Genomic DNA, 1,633 nt, shown 5'->3' with positions numbered 1-1,633 from the left:
AAATACAACAGGAAAAGCACAAAAGGTAGTTATTGAAGATAAAATCCCTGAGTTTACAGAATATGTAGATAATTCTGCAGACAATGGTGGAGTATACAGCGGTGGAACAATAACATGGACAAAGGCGAGTCTTGGAAATAATGAGACATATACAGTCACATTTAAAGTAAAGGTAAAAGAGTCAGCAGGTGGAGAAAAGTTAACAAACGAAGCCTTGGTAAAGGCAGGTAATAACAACCTAAAGACAAATCCGACAAATAACCCTGTACCTGAAACCCCACCGACAGATCCTAAGAAAGAAGTATTTAAGGGAACAGAAACAACAAATATCGACGGTAAGGAAGTAAAACCTGGAGATGTATTAACTTACAAGATAACGTATAAAAATACAACAGGCAAGGAACAGAAGGTAGTAATCGAAGATAAGATTCCTGAGTTTACAGAGTATGTAAATAATTCAGCGGACAACGGTGGAGTATACAGTAACGGAACAATAACATGGACAAAAGAAAACCTTGGAAATGGCGAGACATTTGAAGTTACATTTAAGGTAAAGGTAAAAGAATCGGCTTCAGGAGAGAATATAAAGAATGAAGCCCTTGTAAAAACCGGAAAGAACGATTTAAAGACAAATCCGACAAACAACCCTGTACCGGAAACACCACCGACTACACCTAAGAAAGATGTTTTCAAAGGAAATGAAACAACAAGCATTGATGGTAAGGAAGTAAACCCTGGAGATATATTAACATACAAGATAACGTATAAAAATACAACAGGCAAGGAACAAAAGGTAGTAATCGAAGATAAGATTCCTGAATTTACGGAATATGTAGATAATTCTGCAGATAATGGCGGAATATACAGCGGTGGAACAATAACATGGACAAAAGAAAAAGTATCAAATGGAGAAACATTTGAAGTCACATTTAAGGTAAAGGTAAAAGAGTCAGCGGGTGGAGAAAAGTTAACAAACGAAGCACTAGTAAAAGCCGGAAAGAACGATTTAAAGACAAATCCGACAAACAATCCTGTACCTGAAACACCGCCGACAAAACCAAAGAAGGAAGTATTTAAGGGAAGTGAAACTACAAATATAGATGGAAAACAGGTAAATCCTGGAGATATATTAACATACAAGATAACGTATAAAAATACAACAGGGAAAGTACAAAAGGTAGTAATCGAAGATAAAATACCTGAATTTACGGAATATGTAGATAATTCTGCAGACAATGGCGGAGTGTACAGCGGTGGAACAATAACATGGACAAAGGCAAGCCTTGGAAATGGAGAAACATATGAAGTTACATTTAAGGTAAAGGTAAAAGAGTCAGCTTCAGGAGAGAAATTAAAGAATGAAGCGCTAGTAAAAGCTGGTAATAACAATCTAAAGACAAATCCGACAAGCAATCCTGTACCTGAAACACCGACAAAACCGAAGAAGGAAGTATTTAAAGGAGATACGACTACAAATATTGATGGTAAAGAAGTAAATCCTGGAGAAATACTAACTTACAAGATAACATATAAGAATACAACTAGAAAAGAACAAGATGTTGTCATTACAGATAAAATTCCAACACATACAGCATATATAGAAAATTCGGCAGATAATAGCGGTGTGTATAAA

Annotated in this window: 1 protein-coding gene; it reads left to right on the top strand. The window is 35.8% G+C overall.

What is annotated here, in order from left to right; all coding sequences use genetic code 11:
- Positions 1–1,633, top strand: a 1,633-nt coding sequence (locus tag HLB29_RS09435) for a DUF7927 domain-containing protein (RefSeq protein WP_185624898.1), incomplete at both ends; no start/stop codon positions are given.

Origin of the sequence: Peptostreptococcus canis (assembly GCF_014229965.1) — a bacterium.
Taxonomy (GTDB): Bacteria; Bacillota; Clostridia; order Peptostreptococcales; family Peptostreptococcaceae; genus Peptostreptococcus; species Peptostreptococcus canis.
This window is presented reverse-complemented; position numbering and strand designations above follow the sequence as displayed.